Annotated in this window: 23 protein-coding genes; 17 read left to right on the forward strand and 6 right to left on the reverse strand. The window is 30.5% G+C overall.

Annotated elements, in window-relative coordinates; genetic code table 11:
* Window positions 1-5: 5 nt before the first annotated feature.
* Genes ccoN through ACFQ1O_RS07295 form a run of 7 tightly spaced genes read left to right on the forward strand, consistent with a single transcriptional unit; the run spans window position 6 to window position 6,360 of the window.
* Complete coding sequence (gene ccoN / locus ACFQ1O_RS07265; RefSeq protein ID WP_377714883.1) at window positions 6-2,189, forward strand: cytochrome-c oxidase, cbb3-type subunit I; 2,184 nt, start codon at window positions 6-8, stop codon at window positions 2,187-2,189.
* 2 nt (window positions 2,190-2,191) lie between these two features.
* Window positions 2,192-2,359 (forward strand): CcoQ/FixQ family Cbb3-type cytochrome c oxidase assembly chaperone, encoded by a 168-nt coding sequence (locus ACFQ1O_RS07270; protein ID WP_377714885.1) that lies wholly within the window; start codon window positions 2,192-2,194, stop codon window positions 2,357-2,359.
* 11 nt (window positions 2,360-2,370) lie between these two features.
* On the forward strand, window positions 2,371-3,306 hold the full coding sequence (locus tag ACFQ1O_RS07275; protein WP_377714887.1) for a cbb3-type cytochrome c oxidase N-terminal domain-containing protein: 936 nt from the start codon (window positions 2,371-2,373) through the stop codon (window positions 3,304-3,306).
* 6 nt (window positions 3,307-3,312) lie between these two features.
* Entirely contained in the window at window positions 3,313-4,734 is a 1,422-nt protein-coding gene (ccoG, locus tag ACFQ1O_RS07280; protein ID WP_377714889.1) for a cytochrome c oxidase accessory protein CcoG, read from the forward strand.
* An 18-nt stretch (window positions 4,735-4,752) separates the two neighbouring features.
* On the forward strand, window positions 4,753-5,199 hold the full coding sequence (locus ACFQ1O_RS07285) for a FixH family protein (protein ID WP_377714891.1): 447 nt from the start codon (window positions 4,753-4,755) through the stop codon (window positions 5,197-5,199).
* A complete protein-coding gene (locus ACFQ1O_RS07290) occupies window positions 5,200-5,910 on the forward strand; it encodes a sulfite exporter TauE/SafE family protein (RefSeq protein WP_377714893.1) in 711 nt (236 codons plus the stop codon). It abuts the gene before it with no gap.
* A gap of 45 nt (window positions 5,911-5,955) precedes the next feature.
* A complete protein-coding gene (locus tag ACFQ1O_RS07295; protein ID WP_377714895.1) occupies window positions 5,956-6,360 on the forward strand; it encodes a DUF2147 domain-containing protein in 405 nt (134 codons plus the stop codon).
* Here ACFQ1O_RS07295 and ACFQ1O_RS07300 read toward each other — a convergent pair.
* The gene (locus tag ACFQ1O_RS07300; protein WP_377714897.1) at window positions 6,357-6,746 is read right to left on the reverse strand and encodes a hypothetical protein; all 390 of its coding nucleotides are present in this window, start codon (window positions 6,744-6,746) and stop codon (window positions 6,357-6,359) included. The genes ACFQ1O_RS07295 and ACFQ1O_RS07300 overlap by 4 nt on opposite strands.
* 200 nt (window positions 6,747-6,946) lie before the next feature.
* Between ACFQ1O_RS07300 and ACFQ1O_RS07305 the strand changes: the two genes are divergently transcribed.
* Entirely contained in the window at window positions 6,947-8,362 is a 1,416-nt protein-coding gene (locus tag ACFQ1O_RS07305) for an MBL fold metallo-hydrolase (RefSeq protein WP_377714899.1), read from the forward strand.
* Between the two features lie 59 nt (window positions 8,363-8,421).
* Here the strand turns inward: ACFQ1O_RS07305 and ACFQ1O_RS07310 are convergent, their stop codons facing one another.
* Both ACFQ1O_RS07310 and hemN read right to left on the reverse strand, forming a co-directional pair.
* A complete protein-coding gene (locus ACFQ1O_RS07310; protein WP_377714901.1) occupies window positions 8,422-9,249 on the reverse strand; it encodes a universal stress protein in 828 nt (275 codons plus the stop codon).
* A gap of 25 nt (window positions 9,250-9,274) precedes the next feature.
* Window positions 9,275-10,633, reverse strand: a complete 1,359-nt coding sequence (gene hemN, locus ACFQ1O_RS07315; protein ID WP_377714903.1) for an oxygen-independent coproporphyrinogen III oxidase — start codon at window positions 10,631-10,633, stop codon at window positions 9,275-9,277.
* 213 nt (window positions 10,634-10,846) lie between these two features.
* Between hemN and ACFQ1O_RS07320 the strand changes: the two genes are divergently transcribed.
* The 3 genes from ACFQ1O_RS07320 (at window position 10,847) to ACFQ1O_RS07330 (ending at window position 13,968) form a co-directional block, all read left to right on the forward strand.
* Window positions 10,847-12,670: a cation:proton antiporter gene (locus ACFQ1O_RS07320; protein ID WP_377714905.1), complete on the forward strand. Its 1,824-nt coding sequence runs from the start codon at window positions 10,847-10,849 to the stop codon at window positions 12,668-12,670.
* 16 nt (window positions 12,671-12,686) lie between these two features.
* On the forward strand, window positions 12,687-13,043 hold the full coding sequence (locus ACFQ1O_RS07325; protein ID WP_377714907.1) for a hypothetical protein: 357 nt from the start codon (window positions 12,687-12,689) through the stop codon (window positions 13,041-13,043).
* 193 nt (window positions 13,044-13,236) lie between these two features.
* Window positions 13,237-13,968: an energy transducer TonB gene (locus ACFQ1O_RS07330; protein ID WP_377714909.1), complete on the forward strand. Its 732-nt coding sequence runs from the start codon at window positions 13,237-13,239 to the stop codon at window positions 13,966-13,968.
* Between the two features lie 154 nt (window positions 13,969-14,122).
* On the opposite strand, the gene ACFQ1O_RS07335 is transcribed toward ACFQ1O_RS07330, so the two are convergent.
* On the reverse strand, window positions 14,123-14,689 hold the full coding sequence (locus ACFQ1O_RS07335; protein ID WP_377714911.1) for a thioredoxin family protein: 567 nt from the start codon (window positions 14,687-14,689) through the stop codon (window positions 14,123-14,125).
* A 98-nt stretch (window positions 14,690-14,787) separates the two neighbouring features.
* Between ACFQ1O_RS07335 and ACFQ1O_RS07340 the strand changes: the two genes are divergently transcribed.
* Window positions 14,788-15,120, forward strand: coding sequence for a tRNA-binding protein (locus ACFQ1O_RS07340; RefSeq protein WP_377714913.1), 333 nt, complete (start codon window positions 14,788-14,790; stop codon window positions 15,118-15,120).
* Window positions 15,121-15,170: 50 nt separating this feature from the next.
* On the opposite strand, the gene ACFQ1O_RS07345 is transcribed toward ACFQ1O_RS07340, so the two are convergent.
* Window positions 15,171-15,539: a PUR family DNA/RNA-binding protein gene (locus ACFQ1O_RS07345; RefSeq protein WP_377714914.1), complete on the reverse strand. Its 369-nt coding sequence runs from the start codon at window positions 15,537-15,539 to the stop codon at window positions 15,171-15,173.
* A 73-nt stretch (window positions 15,540-15,612) separates the two neighbouring features.
* Window positions 15,613-17,370, reverse strand: coding sequence for an ABC transporter ATP-binding protein (locus ACFQ1O_RS07350; protein WP_377714916.1), 1,758 nt, complete (start codon window positions 17,368-17,370; stop codon window positions 15,613-15,615).
* Between the two features lie 150 nt (window positions 17,371-17,520).
* Between ACFQ1O_RS07350 and ACFQ1O_RS07355 the strand changes: the two genes are divergently transcribed.
* From ACFQ1O_RS07355 to ACFQ1O_RS07375, 5 genes are all read left to right on the forward strand, one after another.
* Window positions 17,521-18,624, forward strand: a complete 1,104-nt coding sequence (locus ACFQ1O_RS07355) for a Glu/Leu/Phe/Val family dehydrogenase (protein WP_377714918.1) — start codon at window positions 17,521-17,523, stop codon at window positions 18,622-18,624.
* A gap of 78 nt (window positions 18,625-18,702) precedes the next feature.
* Window positions 18,703-19,635 carry a transcription antitermination factor NusB gene (nusB, locus tag ACFQ1O_RS07360; protein ID WP_377714920.1) on the forward strand — a complete coding sequence of 311 codons (933 nt, stop codon included), beginning with the start codon at window positions 18,703-18,705 and terminating at the stop codon, window positions 19,633-19,635.
* A 57-nt stretch (window positions 19,636-19,692) separates the two neighbouring features.
* Window positions 19,693-20,202, forward strand: coding sequence for a DUF1573 domain-containing protein (locus ACFQ1O_RS07365; RefSeq protein WP_377714922.1), 510 nt, complete (start codon window positions 19,693-19,695; stop codon window positions 20,200-20,202).
* Between the two features lie 6 nt (window positions 20,203-20,208).
* On the forward strand, window positions 20,209-20,496 hold the full coding sequence (yajC, locus tag ACFQ1O_RS07370) for a preprotein translocase subunit YajC (RefSeq protein ID WP_377714924.1): 288 nt from the start codon (window positions 20,209-20,211) through the stop codon (window positions 20,494-20,496).
* A gap of 129 nt (window positions 20,497-20,625) precedes the next feature.
* Window positions 20,626-21,039, forward strand: coding sequence for an HYC_CC_PP family protein (locus ACFQ1O_RS07375; RefSeq protein WP_377714926.1), 414 nt, complete (start codon window positions 20,626-20,628; stop codon window positions 21,037-21,039).
* Window positions 21,040-21,100 lie beyond the last annotated feature (61 nt).

Consider the following 21,100-nt stretch of genomic DNA (forward strand, 5'->3'; position numbering starts at 1 on the left):
ATTTTATGGAATTACAACAATTTTATTATGACAACAAAATTGTAAAAAACTTCATTTACGCAACCATTTTATGGGGGCTAGTAGGGATGTCTGTTGGATTGCTTTTAGCAGTAATGTTTATTTTTCCAAATATTACTGATGGCATTTCATGGTTAAGTTTTGGTAGGTTGCGACCATTGCATACAAATGCTGTAATTTTTGCTTTTGTGGGTAATGCCATTTTCGCAGGAGTTTATTATTCGTTACAGCGATTATTAAAAACAAGAATGGCTAGTGACTTTTTAAGCAAATTTAATTTCTGGGGTTGGCAAGCTATAATTATTGCAGCTGCTATAACCCTACCATTAGGGTATACTACAAGTAAAGAATATGCAGAATTAGAGTGGCCAATAGATATTGCTATAGCATTAGTTTGGTTGGCTTTTGGAGCCAATATGATATGGACAATTTTTAAAAGGAGAGAACGACACCTATATGTTGCTGTTTGGTTTTATTTAGGAACTTTTGTTACAGTAACCGTTTTGCATGTATTCAATAGTTTAGAATTACCAATATCATTTTTAAAGAGTTACTCTGTTTATGCAGGTGTTCAAGATGCTTTAGTTCAATGGTGGTATGGGCATAATGCGGTGGCATTCTTTTTAACCACGCCATTTTTAGGATTGATGTATTATTTTGTTCCTAAGGCTGCTGAAAGACCAGTGTATTCATATAGACTGTCAATAGTTCATTTTTGGTCTTTAATTTTTATTTACATATGGGCAGGACCACACCATTTATTATATACGGCATTACCAGATTGGGCTCAAAATTTAGGTGTGGCATTTTCAGTAATGCTGATAGCACCTTCTTGGGGAGGTATGATAAACGGATTATTGACTTTGAGAGGGGCTTGGGATAAAGTACGAGTAGATCCTGTATTAAAGTTTATGGTAGTAGCTATAACGGGTTATGGTATGGCAACTTTTGAAGGCCCAATGTTATCACTAAAAAATGTTAATGCAATTGCTCATTTTACAGATTGGATTATTGCTCACGTACATGTTGGGGCTTTGGCTTGGAATGGTTTTATGGCTTTTGGTATGATTTATTGGTTGGTACCACGAATGTTTAAAACTAAACTATATTCTACTAAATGGGCTAATGCTCACTTTTGGTTAGGTACTTTAGGTATTATTCTTTACGCACTACCAATGTATGTAGCAGGATTTGTTCAGGCTGAAATGTGGAAACAATTTACTCCTGAAGGAACATTAGTTTACAACTTTGTTGATACATTGGTAGAAATTATTCCAATGTACTGGATGCGTGCAATAGGAGGGTCAATATATATACTTGGTTCTATTGTTATGTTAGTTAATATTACGAAGACAGTAAAATCTGGAACTAAAGTAACAGACGAATTAGCTGAAGCTCCAGCTCTTAAAAAAGTTAGAAAGGGTAGATTAAAAGGAGAAACTTTTCATGTTTGGTTAGAGCGTAAGCCAGTGCAGTTAACCATTTTGGCTACTATAGCAATTTTAATTGGTGGTATTATCCAAATTGTACCAACAATTATGGTAGATTCTAATATACCTACTTTAACAAGTGTTAAACCTTACACTCCTTTAGAGTTAGAAGGAAGAGATATTTATATCAGAGAAAGCTGTGTTTCTTGTCACTCACAAATGATTAGACCATTTAGGTCGGAAGTAGAACGTTACGGTGAATATTCTAAAGCCGGAGAATTTGTATATGATCATCCGTTTTTATGGGGCTCAAAACGAACAGGCCCAGATTTACATAGAGAAGGAGGTAAAAAGTCTAATGTTTGGCATTTCAATCATATGTATGATCCACAAGCTATTGAAGAAAAATCTATTATGCCTCGTTATCCTTGGCTGATAAGTAATAAACAAGATTATACTCAAACAAAAAGTAAAATGAATGCCATGGTAGATTTGGGAGTACCTTATTCTGAAGAAGAGATTACTAATGCTCAAGAATCTATTAATAAACAAGCCCAAGAAATAGCAGAAGATTTATTAAGTAATGAAGATATAAAAGCTTCATTTGATGAAGAAAGAGCTGCATACGGAGATCGTTTTGTTCCTCTAAAAGAAAGAGAAATTATATCCTTAATTGCTTATTTACAGCGTTTAGGGACAGATATAAAAGTAAAAGAGAATGTTCAACCTAAAAAAGATTAACCATGCTAAAATTTGTTAAACAACATATGGCTACTATAGATGGAGTGGAAGTGTATCCAATCATATCGCTACTCATTTTTTTCATCTTTTTCATAGCCTTGTTTTGGTGGGTAGTTAGATCAAAAAAAGAATATATAGAAAAGGTAAGTAATTTACCATTAGATCATTAAAAATTATGCAAATGAAATATTTATTCCCTTGGTATATAAGGTTACCACTTATCTTTTTTGCTTCTGCTGTTATATTAGAATACGCAATAGATACAGAAGAATTACCTGCTTTTATAGAGAAACCAGAAGTATTAGGTTTATTAGCTATTATACTTTTAGTATTGATTTCTTTTGAAGCCTGTTACGCAGCAATTAATAGTGTTTTATGGCATACACTTACAGAAGAAGAACGAGAAGCTAAATTAGCAATAAAAGAATCAAATTGGTGGTCAGGTTTTTTAAAGAAGGCAACTAATGCAACACCTATAGATGAAGAAGAAGAGATTTTTTTGAATCATAATTATGATGGTATAAAAGAACTAGATAATGCTTTACCACCTTGGTGGGTTTGGGGATTTTATGCAACTATACTTTTTGCGGTAATTTATTTAGCTAGATATCACATGTTTGGTGGTGAAACGCAGGAGCAAGAGTTTGAGACTGAAATGGCTCAAGCAAAGATTGATATTGAAGAATACAAGAAAACGGCTAAGAATTTAGTAGACTATAAGACAGCTACCATATTAACAGAAGCTTCAGATATTGCTTCTGGAAAAGAAATCTTCATGCAAAATTGTGCGGTGTGTCATAAACCAGACGGAGGCGGAAATATTGGTCCTAATTTAACAGATAATTACTGGATTTTAGGAGGAGGGATTAATAATATATTTAAATCTATTTCAGAAGGAGGAAGGCCTGGGAAAGGAATGGAACCTTGGTCTAAAAATGGTTTGAAGTCATACGATATTCAACAAGTAGCTTCATATATAACCACTCTTTCAGGTACAAACCCTCCAGAAGCTAAAAAAGCCGAGGGAGAATTATGGAAAGATGATACCGTTAAAGAAGAAGTTATAAAGCAAGAAGCAGATTCATTAGTAATAGATACTTTACAAGTAAACAAGTAAAGCTAAATGGGAGATCAAGGAAAAGAGGTGTTTAGAGATTCTATTGGAACGATTACCAGCGAAGGTAAGCGTCAGTGGATATTCCCGAAAAAACCAAAAGGGAAATTCTATTCGTATAGAACATATATAAGTTGGGTTTTATTATTGTGTTTGTTCTCTTTTCCTTTTTTAAAGGTAAATGGCAATCAGTTTTTATTATTTAATGTACTAGATCGTAAGTTTAATATTTTTGGGTTCCCTTTCTGGCCACAAGATTTTCATTTAGTGGTAATGGCAATGATTATTGGGGTGATTTTTGTTGTTTTATTTACAGTGATATTTGGTAGAATATTTTGTGGCTGGATTTGCCCACAGACCATTTTTATGGAAATGGTTTTTAGAAAAATTGAATATATAATTGAGGGCGATAGAGGAGCACAAATTCGCTTAAAAAAGCAACCTTGGAATACTGAAAAGATAAAGAAAAGAGTATTAAAATGGATTATCTTCTTTATCATATCTTTTTTAATAGCGAATGCTTTTTTAGCTTATTTCATAGGTGGAGATATATTAATACAGTATATATTCAAGGAGCCTACCTTACACATAAGTACTTTAGTTTCTTTATTAATTTTTACTACCGTTTTCTTTTTTGTGTTTTTATGGTTTAGAGAGCAAGTATGTATTATAGCTTGTCCTTATGGTAGGCTTCAAGGAGTTTTGTTAGATAATAAAACCATCAACATTGCTTATGATTATGTAAGAGGAGAAAAAAAAGAAGGTAGAGCAAAATTTAAAAAAAAAGAAGACAGGGGAGCTAGCGGAAAAGGAGATTGTATAGATTGTAATCAGTGTGTACAAGTTTGCCCAACAGGTATAGATATTAGAAATGGCACCCAGCTAGAATGTGTAAACTGTACTGCTTGTATAGATGCATGCGACTTTATGATGGAAAAGGTAAACCTACCTAAAGGATTAATTCGTTATGATTCTGAAGATAATATTAACAAAGGAGAAAAAAACATTTTTACTTTTAGAAAAAAGGCTTATACAGCAGTATTAATAGTTCTAATGGGGATTATGGGGGTAATGCTTTTTATGAGAAATGATGTAGAAGCAACTCTAATTAAATTACCAGGTCAATTATACGAACGTACAGAGAATAATACAATAAGTAATGTTTATAGCTATAAGTTAGTTAATAAAACGGTAAAAGATATTACCAATATAGAGTTTAGGCTATTATCTCATACAGGAGAGGTGAAACCAGTAGGAATTAATAGTATTATACTAAAAAAACAAGCACTTACAAAAGGTACTTTATTTATTAATATTCCATTAAGTGAATTGAAAAAAGACAGAGAAAAAATTAAAATAGGAATTTTTTCTAATAATAAGAAAATAGAAACCACAACTACTAATTTTTTAGGGCCTAGAAAATTTAGGTAGTTATTAAAACGATATGATATGAAGATAAATTGGGGAGGAGGAATAGTTATAGCTATAGTTTTATTTATGGCGTTTATATTATTTTTTGTAGTAAAAATGTCTACAAATAGTGAGTATGATCATGATTTAGTAACCGAAAATTATTATAAAAGCGAATTAGCTTTTCAAGAAGAAATCGATAAAGAAAAAAACTTAAATATGCTTTTAGACCCTATAGGTTTAGAACTAAAAGCAGATGGTGTTTTAATAAGTTTTCCTGATGAATTAAACCCTCATAAATTAAACGGAAAAGTGTTCCTGTACAGACCATCTAACAAGAATATGGATATAGAAATTCCTCTAAAAATTTCTTCCAACATCTTATTTTTACCGAAACAAGATCTTGTGGGTGGTCGCTGGAACTTAGTAATAGATTTTACCCATAATGATATTCCTTATTTATATAAAAAAGAACTGATATTATAAATGTTAGTTTGGTCTGGACTCATATTAGGTTTTTTAGGAAGTTTTCACTGTATAGGTATGTGCGGACCTTTGGCCGTAATGTTACCTATTAGTAACAATCAACTAAATAAAAAGCATGGTCAAATTTTATTGTATCATTTGGGTAGAATAGTTGCTTACTCTATTTTAGGATTATTATTTGGGATAGCGGGTAAAGGATTTCAATTTGCTGGAATTCAACAACAACTGTCAATTTTAATAGGTGTAATAATGATTCTGTTGGTAGTGTTCCCTAAAGTAAGTAATAGACTAACAATTCGTTTGTTGGTAATTAATATTTTGTTGACAAGATTGAAAAAGCAAATGGGATTATATTTAAAAAAGGACTCTTATTATGCACTGTTTTGTTTTGGTTTTTTTAATGGTTTTCTTCCTTGTGGAATGGTTTATATAGCTTTAGTAGGAGCTATTGCTATGCCAAGTCTGTTAGAGTCTTCGTTATATATGTTGCTTTATGGTTTAGGAACAGTTCCTTTATTAAGTGTCTTATTATATATCAAGAATAGCTTTTCCATAAAGTTTAAAAAGCAATTACAGAGAATAATACCATTTTTTGTTGTTGCTATAGGGATACTCTTTATTCTACGAGGATTAGGTTTGGGTATACCTTATGTTTCACCCTCAGACAATACACTATTCATTAATATCTCGGCTAAATATTGTCATGAATAAGTATTTGTATATTTACGGTTAAATTGTTTTGTTTTGAGATTATTATTGATTTTCCTATTATTCATTTTTTGTGGTCAACCTTCTTCTGAAAATTATTTAGGTAGATGGAAATTGTTAGGTGGATCTGTAGTTGAGATTTATAAAAATAATGGCATTTATGAAGGTAAAATTATCAAGAGATCTAATTTTCCTATATATAATAGAAATGGTTTAGATAATAAAAACCCGAATAAAGACCTAAGAAATCAACCTATAGTAGGGTTAGTAATTTTAAAAAATATGTGCTATAAGGATGGTGTGTTATCTGGAGGAACTCTTTATAATTCTGATAAAGGAGAAACGTATCAAGTAAAATTAGAAATTTATCAGGATAATATAAATGAATGTTGGGTAGAAGTATTTGACAAAGAAAAAAACAAAAAGTTTAAAATTCATAGACTAGTTAATTAGTCTTTCAAGATAAAATGTAGTCTACCCAAAATAATAAGTTCAGACTTATTTTTGTTAGCATAGCTAGAAGCCACTTCGTTAGCAGTTTTGTAAATAAATGTTTTTATTTCATCAGAAAATAAATTAGGGTTGTTTGATTTAAATGCTTTAAACTCTTCTAAAATCTCATCTACGCTTTGTGGGTATTTGCATAAATGATCAAAAACGTTTTTAAGTTGAGGTAGATTTTTAGTTTTATTAGAATCTAAATTGTATAAATCCCAATTTCTATCAACTATTTGTTTAATTATTTTGTATTCTTCTTCTGCAATATTGTTATCTACAATCGCAATAGCGTATAATACCTTACCAACTTTTTGAAAAAAAGTTTTTAAATCATTTTCCATAATTTTTAGTTTAAAAGTAAAATAGTTTCTCCAGTAATGTTCTTAGGTACGAATATAACTATGAAATTACATATAAAATAGCAGAAATAACATTTATCATACATTACTTAGTTTAGTAGTGATAATATAGTTATTTAAAAAAATGAATAACTATGATAATTATCATTTCATATAAAATTATCAGGAGGTAATTTTGATGTATGAAAATAGAACAATTATACACCAAATGTTTATCTGAAGCTACTTATTATATAATGTCTAAAGGTGAAGCAGCAGTTATAGACCCTTTAAGAGATATAGCTTCTTACTTAGAAAAAGCGAAAAGAGATAAAGCTAAAATTAAATACGTTTTTCTAACCCATTTTCATGCAGATTATGTATCCGGTCATGTTGATTTAGCTAAGGCTACAGGAGCTACTATAGTTTATGGGCCAACTGCTACTGCTGATTTTGATTTTTACAAGGGAAAAGATAATGAGTTGTTTACAATAGGTCGTTTAAAATTAAAATTATTGCATACTCCAGGTCATACCTTAGAGTCTTCTTCGTATTTGTTATTTGATGAAGAGGAGAAAGAATATTGCTTGTTTTCTGGAGATACATTATTTATTAACGATGTTGGAAGACCTGATTTAGCAGTAACAAGTTCAATTACCAAAGAAGAATTAACTGAAAAGTTATATTATTCATTACACGAAAAAATATTGGGTTTACCAGATCATGTATTAATTTATCCAAATCATGGTAAAGGTTCAGCATGTGGCAAGAATATGAGTAATGAAACCTATGATACTTTAGCGAATCAAAAAAAGGTCAACTATGCTTTGAATACAGATCTAAGTAAAGAAGAATTTGTTAAACAAGTATTGAACGGTTTGGCAGTACCACCTCAATATTTTCCTAAAAACGCTAAAATGAATAAGAGAGTTAATACTTCTATTAATGAAATTATAGCAAGAGGAATGTCACCAATAGAAGTGAATCAATATCAACACTATTTGTCTTTAGAAAATGTTATGTTATTAGATGTTAGGTCTCCAAAGGAATATTTAGAGAAGCACATTCCAAATTCAGTTTTCATTGGTTTAGATGGTACTTTTGCATCGTGGGTAGGTACTTTAATAGAAAATATAAATCAACCAATAATACTATTGGCTCCTGACGGAAGAGAAGAAGAAGCAGTAACAAGATTAGCTAGGGTTGGTTATGATAATGTTTTAGGATATATAAAAGGAGGAATTAATGCCTGGGAAAAAGAAGGGTTAATTATAGAATCGATTCAAAATTTAGAAGCAGATGATTTAGAATTATTAGATAAAGAAAGCTCTTTCTTAGATGTAAGAAGTATAAAAGAATTCGGTGATGATAGGGTAAATGTTTCAGAGAATTTGCCATTAAATCATATACATGTTGCAGCTAATAGTTTTGAAAAAGAAAAAGAATACTTTGTTTATTGTAAAAGCGGATATAGATCTGTAATAGCGATTTCCTTTTTAAAGCAAAAAGGCTTCAATAATTTAATTAATATTAACGGAGGTTTTAATGCAATTAAAAAGTCTTTAATACCAACGAAGAATTGTAAAAAAAACTGTCCTACTTGTGCATGTAATAAGTAGAAGAGTTAGTTAGGTTAGTTGTTAAAAGCCTCATTTAAAAATGAGGCTTTTTTTATTATTTATATTTTAAATGTTACAACAGGAATATCAGCATGATTAGCAACATTTTCTCCTATGCTACCTTTAATAATATGTGCCAAACCTTTTCTACCATGAGTTGGAATACCAATTAAGTCGGCATTAACCTTTTGGCAGTAGTTTAAAATTCCTTGTTCTACATCGTAATCGTTATGAATAGCAAAACTAATTTCATCGGCAGGAGTTTCTACTTTTTGTAAAAATAGAGAAACCTGTTTTTCTATTTCTGTACTATTTTTAAAGTCTTTAGGTGTATTGATATATAGAAGGTTGATCTTTGTATTAATGGTTTTAGCAAAGTTTTTAGCTTTTTTAAAAGCCTCATAGCAATCTTCAACAAAGTTTGAAGCGAATACAAACTTATTGAAAGATATATCTTCTTGGTTTTCTTTAACTACCAATACAGGAATATCTGAACTTCTAACTACCTTTTCAGTATTAGAGCCAACAAACAATTCTTTAGCCCCACTAACACCGTGAGATCCCATTATAATAATATCTGCGTCTTCTTTTTTTGCAGAATCTATTATACCTTCAAAAGCTTTGTGGTGCTGTATTGCTTCTGTAACAGTAATACCACCTAAATAGTCTTTATCTAAAAAATCAGAAAATCGTTGTTTAGCAAGCTTGCTAAATAATAATAGTTCAGGATACTCTTCAGAAGTTTCTTTAGTTAAAATGGTTTCTGGAATATCTAACATGTGTAGTGCAATGATTTCGGCATTAAAATTCTTAGCTAATTTTGCTGCAGTTTCTAAAGCGTATTCAGATTCTTTTGAAAAATCTGTTGGTACTAAAATCTTGTTCATAATGGTAAATTATAATTAGTTGTTATTAAATTGTTTTTGAAAAAACTTGAGTATCTGGTTTTTTGCGCTGTAAATGAGCATCAAAAGCCATGCATACATTTCTTACATAAGCTCTTGCATGATCAGGAACTATTAGTGAGTTTTCTTTAAGTATAACTAGCTCATCTTTTATGAGTTCATTTAACTTTTTAAGGTGTAGCTTTAAACCTTTAATTTTTAAAGACGGAGTCTGCCATTCTGTTTTGAAATGACACATAATATTTAAAATATGTTGCCTTAATATCAAGTCTTCATTATTTAATATATGTCCCCTGAAAATAGCTAACTTTCCTTTGTTAATTTGCTCAATATATGCTTTAACACTTTTTTCATTTTGGGCAAATGCATACCAAGAATCGCTAATAGCCGACATACCTAGGCCAATCATTAACTGGGTTTTATTGGCAGTGTAACCCATAAAGTTTCTGTGCAATGTGTTAGTTTCAGTAGCCGCATATAGATTATCTGTTTTTAAAGCAAAGTGATCCATGCCTATTTCGATATAACCAACTTCTTCTAACCATTGTTTTCCTTTTTGATACAGCATGCGTTTTTCTTTATCTTGGGGTAAATCACTTTCATTGAAACCTCTTTGACCAACTCCTTTAACCCAAGGAACATGGGCATAGCTATAAAAAGCAATTCTGTCTGGTAATAGTTCTTTGGTTTTAGAAATAGTGTATTCTATATCTTGTAGTTTTTGAAATGGTAAACCAAAAATGATGTCATGACTAATAGAAGTATAACCTATTTCTCTTGACCATTCTGTTACTTGTTTTACTTGATTAAAAGTTTGTTTACGATTAATAGCCTTCTGTACGGTTTCATTATAGTCTTGAATTCCAAAGCTAACTCTTCTAAATCCTAATTTGTATAAAGCTTCTAAGTGATTTTTAGTGGTATTTCCTGGGTGTCCCTCAAAACTAAATTCATAATTTGGATGAATATCAGCTAGTTTTAGAATGCTCTTAACTAGTCTAGTTAAATTTTGAGTGTTAAAAAATGTTGGTGTGCCACCACCCAAGTGAATTTCTTTTATAATTGGCTTTTCTAACACCAAATCTAAATACAGATTCCACTCTTTTAGAACAGTATCAATATAAGAGTCTTCTACTTCATGGCGTTTGGTAATGTGTTTATGGCAAGCACAAAAAGTACATAGACTTTCACAAAAGGGTAAGTGTATGTATAAACTAATGCCTTCTTTTTGATTGGATTCAGAAAATGATTTTTGATATGACTGAACCCAGTTTATAGTTCTAAAATCTTTTTCATTCCAAAATGGAACAGTAGGATAACTGGTATAGCGAGGTCCTGGTATGTTGTATTTCTGTATTAAAGACATATTATATATAACTTTAATGTAAAAGTATACAGTAGTATTCTTTTAAAGAATGATATATATCATGTTAGATTAATGTTATTTATTGTCTATAATGCTTGATTTATTTTTTTGAGTAAAAATATCATGATAAATTAATTATATTTGAATCTGATGAATTTAAAGCAATGGAGGTACTATTTTTATTGTTAAAAAAGGTTCAATAACTTTATATATATGGTTGAATTAGCAGGAATAATAATATTAGGAATTTTAGCACAATGGGTAGCTTGGAAATTTAAAATCCCAGCTATTTTACCACTAATTTTAATTGGTTTATTAGTTGGGCCAATTGCAGCTGAATATTTGAGTGCAGACGGTTCTAAATGGATTGAACCTGTTTGGAATGGTAAAAAAGGACTTTTTCCAGGAGAAAGTTTATACTATTTTGTGTCTCTGGCTATTAGTATTATCCTTTTTGAAGGAGGTTTAACATTAAAAAGAGATGAAATAAAAAATGTAGGTCCAGTTATTTCTAAATTAATAACTTTAGGCTCTGCTATAACTTTTTTTGGAGCTGGTATCATAGCTCATTTTGTTTTTGAACTAGGTTGGGATTTATCTTTCTTGTTTTCAGCACTAATTATAGTAACAGGGCCAACCGTTATAACACCTATATTAAGAAATATTCCTTTAAAAAAAGATGTGTCTGCTGTATTAAAATGGGAGGGTATTTTAATTGATCCTATAGGGGCTTTAGTTGCCGTTTTAGTATTTGAGTTTATTAGCGTTGGTGGAGGTGGAGGTTTTACAAAAACAGCTCTGATAGAGTTTGGAAAAATATTACTTTTTGGTACTACATTTGGCTTTACGTTTGCACACGCATTAGCTTTTGCTATTAATAAAAAATTTATCCCTCATTATTTACTAAATGTTGTTTCGCTTTCTACAGTATTATTAGTTTTTGTAGAGTCAGAAATATTTGCTCATGAATCTGGGTTGCTTGCAGTAGTTGTTATGGGTATGGTTTTAGGTAATAGCAAATTAAAGAATATAAAAGAACTTTTATACTTTAAAGAGTCATTAAGTGTATTGTTAATATCAATCTTATTTATATTGTTGGCAGCAAATATTAATATGAGTGATATGATGCTGTTATATAACTGGGAAACAGTTATACTTTTTGCTTTAGTAGTTTTTGTAGTAAGACCAATTGCCGTATTGTTAAGTACCACAAAATCTAAATTAAAGTTCAACGAAAAACTTTTTATTAGTTGGGTAGGACCTAGAGGTATAGTTGCAGCAGGTATAGCTTCATTATTTGGAGGAAAACTAATTAAGCAGGGTGTTGAAGGAGCAGAGTATATAACACCTTTAGTATTTATGATTGTTTTAGGTACTGTATTGCTAAACGCTACAACTGCTAGATTGTTTGCTAAATTAGTAGGTGTGTTTTTGAAAAACTCTGAGGGAGTATTGATTATTGGAGCCTCTAAGTTATCGCGATTAATAGCAGTTTATTTACAAGAAAACGATAGAGACGTGGTCTTGATTGATACCAATGAAGAAAATGTTAAAAAATCTATTTCAGAAGGGTTAAAAGCATTAAATATCGATATTTTTTCAAGCGAATTAGATGATGATATAGAATTGAATGATATAGGATATTTATTGGCTCTTACCGGAAGTTCAAATATTAATACCTCTGCAGTTACTAGGCTTAAAAAGCAGTTTGGAGAGAATGGATATTTTAGAGTACGTACCAATGGAGAAGTACAAGACCCAAATGATGAAAACGGTTGGCTTTTTCCCATTAACAAAGATTTTATAAACCTAACTAGCATTACAAAAAACTATCCTTATATTGGTGAAATAGATCTAGAAGACGGAGTAGGTTACGAAGATATAATGAGTTTGTTTAATGGAAAAAATAACTCTGCACCTCTATTTATTAAAAATAAAGACGGAAAGCTCGATGTAATTACTTCTCAACTAGAAAACAAAGAGTTTGCCCATAATATGAAATTGGTTTATTTAGGAGAGAAAATAGAAAAACTATAGCATTTCAGGTTTAGTAATGAATATTAATGATATACTTGGAACATACAATGTTATAGGTAAAAACCAAGAAGATACAGAAGTTACATATTCAGGAATTTTAAGTTTAAGTATAGACCAAAACCGAAGAGTAATAGCCAAGTGGGTCATTAATAATACTCAAAAACAATCGGGTATAGGTTTTTTCAAGGACAATATTCTTGTTATTAATTTTTCTTATTATGGAGACGATAATAAATTGTATACAGGCGTAGTAGTATATAAATGCTTGACGAAATCTCTGTTAGAAGGTTTTTGGTCTGAAGAGTATGGAGACCCTAATTACTTAGGAGAAGAACGATGCTTTAGAGTTGAAGAAAGTAAAGAACTGAATTAATTTCCTTATCATTTTTTTAAAAAGTACTTCCTAGTATTACAGCTTGAATCAGGAGCTATAATTAGTTTTTTTCTTGATTTTTTCGTATTTTAATGAAAGCAAGTTTATTAGTATTCTTGCTATGTGTGACCAAAAATGTATGAGGTCAAAATAAGACATATTTACGGTATGTTTTTAAGAAAGGAGATGAGTCATGAAAGCGAAAAAAAATCCCAATATAGACATTTCCAAAAGCAGCTCGATTTATTTTGCGTTAGGGCTAGCTGTAATGATGTTTGTGGTTTATTTAGGTATGAACCATAAATCTTATAAAAAAGCTAAGCAAGAGGTAATAGTATTGAAAGTAGATGCTAGCAGTGAAGAAGAAATACCTATAACAGAATTAAAAAATTTGCCTCCACCTCCGCCGCCACCTCCAGCACCAGTGGTAATTGAAATTGTAGAAAACGAAGAAGAAATTATTGAAACTGTAATTGAGTCAACAGAAACCGATGAATCTGAAGAAATAGAAACCGTAGAATTGAAAGTTGAAGAAGTAATTATAAATGAGGTAGAAGAAGAAATAGAAGTGCCATTTACGGTTATAGAAAATGTTCCTATATTTCCGGGCTGTGAAACCTATAAAACAAATTCAGATCGTAAAAAATGCATGTCTGTTAAGATATCCAAGTTTGTAAGTAAAAAATTTGATAATAGTTTAGCTGCCGATTTAGGTCTTTCTGGAAAAATGCGAATAAGTGTAATATTTAAAATTGATAAGAAAGGAAATGTGGTTAAAGTACGTGCAAGAGCTCCTCATCCTGAATTGGTTAAAGAAGCAGAGCAAGTAGTTAACTCTTTACCAAAGATGAAACCAGGAATACAAATGGGTAAACCAGTAACAGTATCATACTCCTTACCAATATTATTTGAAGTTAGAGAATAAATAATACACAATTCTTTTTAAGGTAAATAGTATGGATTTAAAAGGGTAAAAACTTGTATTGAGAACTATTTAGTACTAAATTTTATTCTCGATACAAGTTTTTACTTGAATAGATAAGAATTTCTTCTTACTGTAAATGTTTCTTTTTAGGTACTCAAACGTTTTTATTTTTCCATTTAATATTACAACCAATGCTAGGTTTTTGAGTAAAATTGATAGCTGTTTGTTTAAGAGTATGTTGTATAGCTTTCCTTAAATCTTCTCCTGTTACGGGTATACCGTTATCAGGTCTAGAGTTGTCTAACTGACCGCGATAGGTTAGCATTAAATCACTGTCGAATAGATAAAAATCAGGAGTACATGCAGCATCATAAGCTTTAGCTACTTCTTGGCTTTCATCGTACAAATACGGAAAAGGATATTCATTTTCTTTAGCATGTTCTGTCATTAAATCAGGAGCATCTTGAGGATAGTTTTCTACATCGTTACTGCTTATAGCAATAAAAGAAACTCCTTCGCTATTATATTCCTTGGCTATTTTTACCAATTCTTTGTTTACATGAACAACAAATGGACAGTGATTGCAAATAAACATTACAACTGTACCGTTTTTACCTTTTAAATTTTCTAATGATAATATTTGATTACTAACAGTATCAGGGAGTTCGAAATGAGGAGCTCTTGTACCTAAAGCTAACATATTAGATGGTGTTCTTGCCATGATTTTTTGTTTTATTTTTTGTAGATACTAATTAATTAAAGCACTAAATTTATAAGCTTTTTTATTAGAAATAAATATATAGATTTAAAATATAAGATATGGAGATAAGTTGGAGTGATTTTGAAAAAATAGACATTCGTATAGGTACAATAGTTACAGCTCAAGTATTTGAAAAAGCTAGAAGACCTGCTTATATATTAGAAATTGATTTTGGCGATTTAGGTGTTTTAAAAAGCTCTGCCCAAATAACCGATCTATATAACACAGACGAATTAGTAGGTAAACAAGTGGTAGCAGTAGTTAACTTTCCTAAAAAGCAAATAGCCAATATAATGAGTGAGTGTTTAGTGTTAGGAGGGGTAGGAGGTAAAGATGGAGTTGTACTTTTACAACCAGAGCAACAAGTAAGTAACGGAACCAAAATTGCATAAAAAAAGCTCAATTATATATAATTGAGCTTTTATAAATATTGTGAGTTCGATTAAATATCATCGAAACTAATATCTGTAAAACTGTCTGAACTCTTGTTAGTTTCTATAGTTTCATATTCTTTTTTAAAGTCTTTTTGATGGCGCTCAGAAATTACCTCTTCTCCTTTTTCTCCAATAATATAATCGGTCATTTCGCCAATTATTTCATTAAAAGCAGCAAAATCTTCTTTGTATAAATAGATTTTATGTTTTTTATAATGGAAAGAACCATCGTCATTAGTAAATTTTTTACTTTCGGTAATGGTTAAATAATAATCTCCAGCCTTAGTAGCTCTTACATCAAAGAAATAAGTCCTTCTTCCAGCTCTTAATACTTTAGAAAAAATATCTTCTTTTTCTAATAATTCTTTATCGTTCATAATCGTTTCTTAAAATGTATTATTAAAATTGATACCCAAAAATGCTAAAAAAAATGCGTACTGCCAACTTTTTTTAATTTTCTTTTTCAGCAAGTTGTTTTTCGTATAAATCTTTGTAATGTCCTTCTATATTCACTAACTCTTGATGTGTACCACTTTGAATTATGCTACCTTTCTCTAATACAATAATTTGGTCTGCATTCTTTGCAGAAGAAATTCTATGACTTACAATAATGGTAGTTGCATTATGAGTAACTCTATTAAGGTTACTTAAAATAAGTTCTTCAGTTTCTGTATCTACAGCAGATAGGCAATCGTCTAATAATAATATTTCGGGATTTTTTATTAAGGCTCTGGCTATAGATACTCTTTGCTTTTGGCCGCCTGAAAGAGTAATACCTCTTTCTCCTAAAACCGTTTGATATTTATTTTTGAAACCTAAAATATTATCGTGTACTACCGCATCTTTTGCAGCTTGAATCACCATTTGTTTATCTGGGTTTTCAATGCCAAAGCCAATATTATTATAAATAGTATCCGAAAATAAAAACGGATCTTGTGGTACAGTGGCTATATTAGACCGCAAGAGGTTTAAATTGTGTTGGTTAATTGGTTTACCTCCAATTAATAACTCTCCAGAATTAATGTTATACAATCTTGAAACCAGTTGTAACAAGGTAGATTTTCCAGAACCTGTTTTACCAATCACTGCTAAAGTTTTTCCCTTTTCTAATTTGAAAGAAACATTTTTCAATGCAGTTATTTGGGTATCTGGATAAGTAAAGCTTACATTGTTAAAAACGATATCAGACTCAAATGGGTAAGTACTGTTGTTTTCATTTTTAATTTCAGGAGTTACTTTTAAAAATTCATTGATTCTTTTTTGAGAAGCTTCAGCTTGTTGAATAATAGAAGTTACCCATCCTACTGTTGCAACAGGCCATGTAAGCATGTTAACATATAAAATAAATTCTATTAAGGTTCCAATATCTTGTATGTGTCCTTCTATATATTGTTGTCCACCTATGTAAATTACCAATATATTACTTAAACCTATTAATAAAATCATAAACGGGAAAAACCAAGCTTGTACTCTTACCAAGCTCATGTTTTTATCTTTACTATCATTAGATAAGGTTGTAAACTTAGAACTTACATTTTGTTCTAATCCATAAGCTTTAATTACAGATATACCAGAAAATGACTCTTGAGTAAAAATAGTTAATTTAGAAAGGTATTGCTGTACAATGGTACTTCTTATATGAATTTCTTTACTTAATTTATAAATAGCTATAGATAAAACTGGCAGAGGTAATAAAGTATACATAGCAAGTTTAGGAGCAGTACTAACCATAAGAGGAATAACTATTGCAAATAAAGTAATGGTATTGATACTATACATTAAAGCTGGACCAAAATACATACGAACCTTACCCACATCCTCACTAATACGATTCATTAAATCTCCAATTCTATTTTGCTTATAGAAAGACAATGAAAGTTTTTGGTAGTGCTGATACACTTCATTTTTTAAATCAAATTCTATTAGCCTAGACATGACAATAAGCGTCTGTCTCATTAAAAAAGTAAAGAAAGCACCAATTAAGCTAACGCCAATAATAAGCATAATATAATACAGTAATTCATTTTTTAAAGTAGCTATATCGTTTGATTCGGTTTCAATGTATGTTTCAATAATAGCTATAGCATCTCCTAAAAATTTAGGAGTGAAAACTAAAAATATTCGAGCTATTACGGTAATTAATAAACCAATAAATAAGCGGTACTTATGTTTTAAAAAATAACGATTAAGGTATTTAAGTTCTTTCATTTAATATGAGCTCATCGCAGAGCTTTTTTGTTGATAATTATTCATTTTATAAAGCATTTTTTTGTTTAAAAATGAATAATCGTGTAATTTCGCACTCCTAATTTGAGAGATTTATAAAAATCTCGGTATTAATTAAAAACAATATAACTAATGACATCTGAAATAATTAACAGTAAAGATTTACCAAAAGTTGACCCCGTTTTTGGACAGTTATCTTTTGATAATCATGAGCAAATTGTTTTCTGTAACGACAAAGATACCGGATTAAAAGCAATTATTGGTATACATAACACAGTTTTAGGACCTGCCTTAGGAGGAACTAGAATGTGGCAATATAATAATGAGTGGGAAGCGTTGAATGACGTTTTGCGCTTGTCTAGAGGAATGACTTTTAAATCTGCTGTTGCCGGTTTAAACCTTGGAGGAGGAAAAGCGGTTATTATAGGTAACGCTAAAACTCAAAAGACTCCTGAGTTAATGAAAAAATTCGGTGAGTTTGTACATTCTCTAAGTGGAAAGTATATTACAGCAGAAGATGTTGGAATGGAAACTTCAGACATGGATTTAGTTAGAGATGTAACACCTTATGTTACAGGTATTTCTGAAAGCAGAGGAGGAGCAGGAAATCCATCACCTATTACGGCTTATGGAGTTTTTATGGGAATGAAAGCTGCTGCAAAGCAAAAATATGGATCTGATGTTTTAGAAGATAAAAGAGTAATTGTTCAAGGAATTGGACACGTAGGAGAATCTCTTGTAGAGCATTTAACTAATGAAGGTGCTAAAGTTGTTATTGCAGACATTAACCAAGAGCGTTTAGAAGCGGTTAGTAAAAAATATGGTGCTACTATATTTACAGGTGATAACTTATATGGTTTAGATGCAGATATTTATGCTCCATGTGCATTGGGTGCAACAGTAAATGATGCAACAATAAACCAGTTAAAGGTAGATATTATTGCTGGAGCAGCTAATAACCAATTAGCTAACGAAGTAGTTCACGGAAATATGTTACAAGAAAAGGGTATCTTATATGCTCCAGATTTTGTTGTAAATGCAGGAGGTATTATAAATGTTTATGCAGAGTTAGAAGGATATGGTAAAACAGAAATCATGCGTAAAACAGAAAATATCTACAATACAACCCTAGAGATATTTAATTTAGCAGATTCTAAAGGTATTACTACTCATGCTGCTTCTTTAGAAGTAGCAAAAGCTAGAATTGAAACTAGAAAAAAAGAAAACCAGCAGTAGGTTTTAGATTATAATATAGTATTTTTGCAAAGCGAAAGGATGTTCCTTTCGCTTTGTTTCTATAAAAAGTTCTTATCCATGTTAAACAGAAGACATATTCGTAAAAAAGTAATGCAAAGTCTTTTTGAATTACAATTAACTAATAGTCAGAATTTAGATCCAGCATATAAAAAGCTAAACGATAGCTTACAAAATGTACATAATTTATATGCTTTACAGTTACAGTTATTTACAGTAATCTTACAAAAGGCCCAGAAACTAAACAAAGCTTCTCAAGAAACATTATTATCTGCTAATAAAAGCGACAAGGCGGTTCGACTAGTGAACAATATGTTCTTTAATCATATTAACTCTAGTCAGGAGTTAGCAATGTTTATAGAAAATAATAAGTTAGCTAATTGGGAGTTAGATGATGAATATGCGAGCTTGTTTTTAAATGAAATTTTAAGTTCTGAGTTTTATCAAAAATATACTCAAGAGTCGAGTTCATTCGAAAAGGATAGAGAATTAATTTTATTTGTATTCAAGAAAATTATAGCACCTAACGATAAGTTGTATTCTTATTATGAAGATTCATGCATTAGCTGGGTAGACGATTTACCAATTGTAAATACAGTTATACTTAAGCAATTAAAAAAGATGAATATTGCCGAGCCATTAGAAATGGTTAAGCTGTATAAAGATGCAGAAGATAAAATGTTTGCAAGAACTTTATTAAATAAAGTGTATTTAAACGATGATGAGTTGGCTAAATATGTAGATGAAAAAACACCAAAATGGGATGCAGATAGAATAGCTACAATAGATGCTATTTTAATGAAAATGGCCATTTGTGAATTTTTAAAATTCCCATCTATCCCCGTAAAAGTAACTATTAATGAATATTTAGAAATAGCTAAAGAATATTCAACAAAGAAAAGTAGTGTATTTATAAATGGTATTTTAGATAGTTTATCTAAAGATTTTAAGGAAGCAAATAAACTTCAAAAAATGGGTAGAGGCTTGATGTAATACACAGAAATTAGTACATTTACGACACTTTAAAATAAATTATTTAAAAATAGCGATATGAAAAGAATAAAAATGTTAGCCTTAACGGCTATATGTGGATTAGCATTAGTATCATGTAAGCAAGAAAATGCTGCAGCTAAAATTGACGAAGCGAATATTTCTGCTGCTGCTGAAAGAGATGCAAATTCAGGAAAGTTTCCGGTAATGACTTTTGATAAAGTTGAGCATGATTTTGGAACTATTAAGCAAGGAGATCAAGTAGAAACTACTTTTAATTTTAAAAACACAGGAGAGAAGCCATTAGTAATAGTTGGTATTAAAGGATCTTGTGGATGTACTATCCCTAATGATTGGCCAAGAGAAGCAATTGCTCCAGGTGGTGAAGGAAAGTTTTCTGTTAAATTCAACTCTAGAGGAAAGAAAAATTTAGCACAACAAACTGTAACCATTACTGCTAACACTGAAAAAGGAAGAGAAACTGTTAAAATCAAAGCTATGGTAGAAGTGCCAGAAGCAGATGTAACTTTAGCAAAACCAGTTGCAAAAACTCCAGCGGTAACTAAATAATAATATATGCAAGAATTTTTACAGTCGATGGGATCTATGGCTCCTATGTTATTGTTATTTGTAGTAGCGTACTTATTTTTTATAAGACCTCAAGTTAAAAAACAAAAACAAGAGGTTAATTTTACTAAAGAAGTAAAAAAAGGAGATAAAGTAGTTACTAAAAGTGGTATGCACGGTAAAATAGTAGAAATAAATGACACCGATAACACTTGTGTTATAGAAACAAGTGCTGGTAAAATTAAGTTTGAACGTACCGCATTATCTTTAGAATTAAGTAACAAACTTAAAAAGTAATTGTTTTTACTTTTCAATATTAAAAGCAGCTTATAAAGCTGCTTTTTTTGTTTCTACAGGAACTTAAATATTAAGCTATGTAAAAAAAATAACTGATTTAATTAAACTTTAGTAACTTTGTATAGCTTTATGAAACAAGTGTTGAATAAAATATGGTCACTATTTATGGCTTTTGTAGTTTTATTTTCTACAATGTCATTAACTGTTGATATGCATTATTGTGGCAATACTTTAGTAGATACAGCTATATTTAAAAAAGCTAAGGGATGTGGGATGGATATGGAATCACCTCAAACTGAAGGTTGCTCTATTTCTAAAAAAAGTTGCTGCGATGATAAGCAGATTACAATTAAAGGTCAAGACGAGCTAAAGCAATCTGTTGATACTATTACTTTTGAAAAGCAATTATTCTTAGCTTCTTTTATTTATACTTACATTCATTTATTTACAGAAGTAGATAAGAATGTTAATATTATTCAAGAATATAAACCTCCTTTGGTCGTCAGGCAGATATACAAGCTTGATGAGACTTACCTAATTTGATTTTTAAACAATAGACTTTGTTATCCAGTGGCTTTATGTCGTGTGGATAATTTGTTGTATT

The organism is Pseudofulvibacter geojedonensis, assembly GCF_042675745.1.
Lineage (GTDB): Bacteria > Bacteroidota > Bacteroidia > Flavobacteriales > Flavobacteriaceae > Pseudofulvibacter > Pseudofulvibacter geojedonensis.

Coding starts and splice junctions, on each gene's coding strand:
- ccoN (WP_377714883.1), top strand. CDS start 6: ATGGAATTACAACAATTTTATTATGACAACAAAATTGTAAAAAACTTC.
- ACFQ1O_RS07270 (WP_377714885.1), top strand. CDS start 2,192: ATGCTAAAATTTGTTAAACAACATATGGCTACTATAGATGGAGTGGAA.
- ACFQ1O_RS07275 (WP_377714887.1), top strand. CDS start 2,371: ATGAAATATTTATTCCCTTGGTATATAAGGTTACCACTTATCTTTTTT.
- ccoG (WP_377714889.1), top strand. CDS start 3,313: ATGGGAGATCAAGGAAAAGAGGTGTTTAGAGATTCTATTGGAACGATT.
- ACFQ1O_RS07285 (WP_377714891.1), top strand. CDS start 4,753: ATGAAGATAAATTGGGGAGGAGGAATAGTTATAGCTATAGTTTTATTT.
- ACFQ1O_RS07290 (WP_377714893.1), top strand. CDS start 5,200: ATGTTAGTTTGGTCTGGACTCATATTAGGTTTTTTAGGAAGTTTTCAC.
- ACFQ1O_RS07300 (WP_377714897.1), bottom strand. CDS start 6,746: ATGGAAAATGATTTAAAAACTTTTTTTCAAAAAGTTGGTAAGGTATTA.
- ACFQ1O_RS07305 (WP_377714899.1), top strand. CDS start 6,947: ATGAAAATAGAACAATTATACACCAAATGTTTATCTGAAGCTACTTAT.
- ACFQ1O_RS07310 (WP_377714901.1), bottom strand. CDS start 9,249: ATGAACAAGATTTTAGTACCAACAGATTTTTCAAAAGAATCTGAATAC.
- hemN (WP_377714903.1), bottom strand. CDS start 10,633: ATGTCTTTAATACAGAAATACAACATACCAGGACCTCGCTATACCAGT.
- ACFQ1O_RS07320 (WP_377714905.1), top strand. CDS start 10,847: ATGGTTGAATTAGCAGGAATAATAATATTAGGAATTTTAGCACAATGG.
- ACFQ1O_RS07325 (WP_377714907.1), top strand. CDS start 12,687: ATGAATATTAATGATATACTTGGAACATACAATGTTATAGGTAAAAAC.
- ACFQ1O_RS07330 (WP_377714909.1), top strand. CDS start 13,237: ATGAAAGCGAAAAAAAATCCCAATATAGACATTTCCAAAAGCAGCTCG.
- ACFQ1O_RS07335 (WP_377714911.1), bottom strand. CDS start 14,689: ATGGCAAGAACACCATCTAATATGTTAGCTTTAGGTACAAGAGCTCCT.
- ACFQ1O_RS07340 (WP_377714913.1), top strand. CDS start 14,788: ATGGAGATAAGTTGGAGTGATTTTGAAAAAATAGACATTCGTATAGGT.
- ACFQ1O_RS07345 (WP_377714914.1), bottom strand. CDS start 15,539: ATGAACGATAAAGAATTATTAGAAAAAGAAGATATTTTTTCTAAAGTA.
- ACFQ1O_RS07350 (WP_377714916.1), bottom strand. CDS start 17,370: ATGAAAGAACTTAAATACCTTAATCGTTATTTTTTAAAACATAAGTAC.
- ACFQ1O_RS07355 (WP_377714918.1), top strand. CDS start 17,521: ATGACATCTGAAATAATTAACAGTAAAGATTTACCAAAAGTTGACCCC.
- nusB (WP_377714920.1), top strand. CDS start 18,703: ATGTTAAACAGAAGACATATTCGTAAAAAAGTAATGCAAAGTCTTTTT.
- ACFQ1O_RS07365 (WP_377714922.1), top strand. CDS start 19,693: ATGAAAAGAATAAAAATGTTAGCCTTAACGGCTATATGTGGATTAGCA.
- yajC (WP_377714924.1), top strand. CDS start 20,209: ATGCAAGAATTTTTACAGTCGATGGGATCTATGGCTCCTATGTTATTG.
- ACFQ1O_RS07375 (WP_377714926.1), top strand. CDS start 20,626: ATGAAACAAGTGTTGAATAAAATATGGTCACTATTTATGGCTTTTGTA.